At 69.8% G+C, this 3,976-nt stretch carries 6 protein-coding genes; 3 read left to right on the top strand and 3 right to left on the bottom strand.

The annotated features are described in order from the left end of the window. Positions 1-42: 42 nt before the first annotated feature. The 3 genes from ACFQ7Q_RS37835 to ACFQ7Q_RS37825 form a co-directional block, all read right to left on the bottom strand. On the bottom strand, positions 43-849 hold the full coding sequence (locus tag ACFQ7Q_RS37835) for an SAM-dependent methyltransferase (RefSeq protein WP_383563721.1): 807 nt from the start codon (positions 847-849) through the stop codon (positions 43-45). Between the two features lie 77 nt (positions 850-926). Beyond that, entirely contained in the window at positions 927-1,163 is a 237-nt protein-coding gene (locus ACFQ7Q_RS37830) for a DUF397 domain-containing protein (RefSeq protein WP_137992288.1), read from the bottom strand. Then, positions 1,164-2,027, bottom strand: a complete 864-nt coding sequence (locus ACFQ7Q_RS37825; RefSeq protein WP_383563718.1) for a helix-turn-helix domain-containing protein — start codon at positions 2,025-2,027, stop codon at positions 1,164-1,166. Positions 2,028-2,281: 254 nt separating this feature from the next. On the opposite strand from ACFQ7Q_RS37825, the gene ACFQ7Q_RS37820 reads away from it, so the two are divergent. Genes ACFQ7Q_RS37820 through ACFQ7Q_RS37810 form a run of 3 tightly spaced genes read left to right on the top strand, consistent with a single transcriptional unit; the run spans position 2,282 to position 3,862 of the window. Further along, positions 2,282-2,731, top strand: a complete 450-nt coding sequence (locus tag ACFQ7Q_RS37820) for an ATP-binding protein (protein ID WP_383563714.1) — start codon at positions 2,282-2,284, stop codon at positions 2,729-2,731. A 5-nt stretch (positions 2,732-2,736) separates the two neighbouring features. Continuing rightward, positions 2,737-3,183: a hypothetical protein gene (locus ACFQ7Q_RS37815; RefSeq protein WP_383563711.1), complete on the top strand. Its 447-nt coding sequence runs from the start codon at positions 2,737-2,739 to the stop codon at positions 3,181-3,183. Then, positions 3,152-3,862: a class I SAM-dependent methyltransferase gene (locus ACFQ7Q_RS37810; protein WP_383563708.1), complete on the top strand. Its 711-nt coding sequence runs from the start codon at positions 3,152-3,154 to the stop codon at positions 3,860-3,862. Before ACFQ7Q_RS37815 ends, ACFQ7Q_RS37810 begins: the two co-directional genes overlap by 32 nt. Positions 3,863-3,976 lie beyond the last annotated feature (114 nt).

Here is a 3,976-nt window from a genome sequence, read left to right as displayed (position 1 = left end):
GGACCGGACGGTCCGCGGGCCTCGTCGCGTATCGGCGGCCCGTCAGGCCTTGCGCCCGACGGCGGCCCAGCCCGGGATGGGGTCGTCGCCCAGGACCGGGACGACCTCGCCCAGCTCCGGGTGCCACTCCGCGGTGAGCGAGACGCCGGGCTCGACGAGCTCGAGACCGTCGAAGAACGCGGCCAGCTCGTCGCGCGAGCGCGGCCGCAGGGTCAGCCCGCGGGCCTTGTACATGCCGACGGCCTTCGCCGCCCCCTCCGGGTCGAAGTCGCCCGTGACGTGCGAGAGGACGAGGTAGCTGCCCGGCGCGAGCTTGTCGACGAGCTTGCCGACCAGGTCGTACGCCCCGTCCTCGTCCCCGACGAAGTGCAGCAGGGCGAGCATCGACAAGGCTATGGGCTTGTCGAAATCAAGGACCTTTCCGGCCCTTTCGAGGATGAGCTCGGGGTCGCGGGCGTCCGCCTGGATGTACTCGGTGGCCCCTTCGGGCGTCGAGCGCAGCAGGGCGGCCGCGTGCGCGAGCACGATCGGGTCGTTGTCGCAGTAGACGATCCGGGAGTCCGGCGCGGCCTCCTGGGCGATCTGGTGCAGGTTGGGCTCGGTGGGGATGCCCGTGCCGATGTCCAGGTACTGCCGCACCCCGTGGGCGCTCAGCCACCGTATGGCGCGGTGCATGAACGCCCGGTTGACCCGCGCCATGTCCCGGCCGCGCGCGTCGACGGTGAGCAGCTGCTTGGCCATCTCCTCGTCGACCGGGTAGTTGTCCTTGCCGCCCAGGAACCAGTCGTACATCCGCGCGGGATGCGGCTTGCTGGTGTCGATCCGTACGGCTGCGGGGTCCTGGCTCATCGAGGCTCCTGGTCGGCGGAGAGAACTACGGTTATGAGAGCAAGAGTTACGCGACGGTAGGGGTGTGACGGAAGGGGTCAGGTGAGCAGAAAGTCGGCCTGACCGGATTTCGCTCCTTGGATGAAGGCTGCGATCTCTCCGTGGGTGTAGATGAGCGCTGGTCCCTCAGGGTCTGCGGACTGTCGCACGGCGACTCTGCCGTCGGCCAGCTTCATGGCCTCCACGCAGTTGCCCCCGTTCCCGCCGCTCCACGGCTTGTGCCATCCCTCGGCACCGAGATCCGCGGCGGGCATGCCGTTGTATATGCGATCCATTCACAGCTCCTTGCGGAGATCCCGGAGGATCTCCTTCGTGCGTTGTGCAGTCGCGGCCTGGGCCGCCATGCGGTCCATGACCTCGAGATGAGAGGCCACCTCGGGGCGCGCGTCGAGATAGACGGCGCCGGTGAGGTACTCGCTGTAGACCATGTCCGGGAGTTCGGGCACGGCGAAGCGGAAGAGGACGAACGGTCCGTAGGTGCCGGGGTGGTGGCCGGACGCGAACTCCGCGATCTGCAGGGTGACGTTCGGCAGCTCGGACGCTTCGAGCAGCCGGTCGAGCTGGTCGCGCATCACTTCGGGCCCGTCGCCGACCGGTCGGCGGAGGACGGTCTCGTCCATGATCACCCAGAACTTCGGGGCGTCGTCCCTGGTCAGCAGGGACTGTCGCTCCATCCGCAGGGCTACATGACGTTCGATGTCCTCGGCATTGCTCCCACCGACGGCCCCGCTGCGCAGGATGGCGCGGGCGTATCCCTCGGTCTGCAGCAGACCGGGGACGAACTGCGGTTCGTAGGCACGGATGAGGGCGGCCGCCCCCTCCAGGCTGACGTACATGGAGAACCAGCCGGGCAGCACGTCGTGGAACCGCTGCCACCAGCCGGGGAGGTTGGCCTCCTCGGCGAGGGCGACGAAGCCCTCCGCCTCGGAGTCGGTGATGCCGTACGCCTTCAGCAGGAGCTGGACGTACGGGATCTTCAGCGCGACTTCCGCCGTCTCCATGCGTCGGATGGTGGCCGGAGCGACCCGGAGGACCTTGGCGGCCTCCTCCCGCTTCAGGCCGGCCCGCTCGCGCAGATCCTGCAGACGCTTGCCGAGAACGACCTGTCCCACCGTGGGGGCGGACCGCGGCTCGCTCACTCCCAGACCTCCCCGACGCGCTGTTTTGGTTGAGTGTGCCATGAACAGGGCCAGAGAGAACACAGCACTCTGCAATTTTCAGAGTGCCACTTGCCAAGTGTCCGCGTCGGGAGCAAAGTATTCCGGTGAACCAGTACGTGCTGCTGCCGCGCGCCGCCACGGGGGCGATGTGCGGCACTGCTTACCCACTGTTGTGAGGACCGGTCGTGGCTTCTGGTAACGCGCTCCCCTCAGGTCTAGCGACCCCACGCGTCATGACCCAGCGCCCACGAACCGACGCTTCCCGTCCCGGCCTCCGCCCTGATGTCCGCCGGTTCGCCTTCGAACTGCCGGCCCGGACGTCCTCCGTGTCGCGCGCCCGCAGACTGGCGGAGGAACGGCTGATCCTCTGGGGCTGCGATCCGGAGATCCGCGACACGGTGACGCTGATCGTCTCCGAGCTCGTCACCAACGCCGTCGTGCACACCGCGTCCACCCATGTCATCTGCGAACTGCGCGAGGGCGAGGAGCAGTTGCGCATAGCGGTTCGGGACGAGGGCGGCGCCGGCGATCCGCGGATACGCGACTGCGGCGAGGAGGAGCGCGGGCGCGGACTGATGCTCGTGGACGGGCTGTGCAGCGCGTGGGGGGCGGACCGTACGGGGCACGGAACGGCGCGGGTCGTCTGGGCCGAGCTGGCCCACGGCATGGGGCACACGTGCTGAGGTCGATGGCGACGCTCCTGACACCGAGGTCACGCAGGAGCGCGGGGGCCGATTCGACCCGTCTGGTCGTGCCTCCGGGCTTCCGTACCGCTCTGGGCTGCGACGCGGTGGGCGTTCCGGCGCGCCACGGTTTCCGGATCCTGTCCCGGCTGCCCGCCAAGGGGTGTGTCTACGCGGACACGGACTGGTGGTGGTGGCTGGTGCCGACCGGCTCGGACCTGGAGCTGACCTGGCCGATGCCGGCCTGCTACGCCCCGGGCGCGGAGATCCCGGACCGCCGCCCCCGCCTGATCCACCGGCCCGACGGCACGTCGCCGTACACCCCGCCGATCCCCCTCTATCTGCTGTGCTGCCAGCTGACGGGAACCGCTCCCTCCTGGACCCTCTTCCCCACGCAGAGTGACGGCGTAATGTCGGAGCATGTTCACCCCTCAGGGCCCGACCGTCCGTGAGCTGGCCGTCCAGGCCCTCTCCTCCGTGGAGCACGGCTACGACCTGCTGGCGAAGAAGTTCGACGAGACCCCGTTCCGCACCCCGGGCCCCGTCCTGGACGCGGTGACGGAGACCCTGCGCCCCCTGGGCCCCTTCGACCGGGGCCTCGACCTCTGCTGCGGCACCGGCGCGGGCCTCTCCGTCCTGCGATCGCTGTGCACGGGCCGGGTCACGGGCGTGGACTTCAGCACGGGCATGCTGGCCGAGGCCCGCCGCTCCCACCCGAAGGCCACCCTGATCCGCGCGGACGCCCTGGCGCTGCCCTTCGCACCGGCCTTCGACCTGGCGGTCAGCTTCGGCGCCTTCGGCCACTTCCTCCCGGCGGAGCAGTCGAGGCTCTTCACCGAGACCCACGCCTCCCTCCGCCCGGGCGGCCTCCTCGCCTTCCCCCTCCCGGCTCCCCCACGGGTCGGCTCACTTCCATACTGGACCCTGTGGGGCTTCGACGTGACGATGCGCGTACGGAACGCACTGTGGCGCCCGCCCTTCGTCATGTACTACCGCACGTTCCGCCTGGCGGACGTCCACGAACGCCTGACGACGGCGGGCTTCGACGTCTCCCTGTTCCCGATCGAGTCCCTCGGCAGCCGGGAGGACGGCAGCCCGCGCTGCCGGCTGGTGGTGGCGCGGAAGGCGTAGCTCGCTCCGGGAGGCCGCCGTCCAGCGGGCGCTCAAGACCGCGCTGCGCAGCCGGACGTCGCTGGTGATCGCGCACCGGTTGTCCACGATCCGTGAGGCCGACCAGATCCTCGT

Source organism: Streptomyces sp. NPDC056527, from assembly GCF_042794475.1.
Taxonomy (GTDB): domain Bacteria; phylum Actinomycetota; class Actinomycetes; order Streptomycetales; family Streptomycetaceae; genus Streptomyces.
Note: the sequence above shows the minus strand (reverse complement) of the source record. Positions and strands in the feature narration are given on the sequence as shown.

What these genes read in the sequence shown, in the direction of transcription:
- ACFQ7Q_RS37815 (WP_383563711.1), top strand. Translation starts at nt 2,737, where the DNA reads ATGGCGACGCTCCTGACACCGAGGTCACGCAGGAGCGCGGGGGCCGAT.
- ACFQ7Q_RS37830 (WP_137992288.1), bottom strand. Translation starts at nt 1,163, where the DNA reads ATGGATCGCATATACAACGGCATGCCCGCCGCGGATCTCGGTGCCGAG.
- ACFQ7Q_RS37810 (WP_383563708.1), top strand. Translation starts at nt 3,152, where the DNA reads ATGTTCACCCCTCAGGGCCCGACCGTCCGTGAGCTGGCCGTCCAGGCC.
- ACFQ7Q_RS37835 (WP_383563721.1), bottom strand. Translation starts at nt 849, where the DNA reads ATGAGCCAGGACCCCGCAGCCGTACGGATCGACACCAGCAAGCCGCAT.
- ACFQ7Q_RS37820 (WP_383563714.1), top strand. Translation starts at nt 2,282, where the DNA reads ATGACCCAGCGCCCACGAACCGACGCTTCCCGTCCCGGCCTCCGCCCT.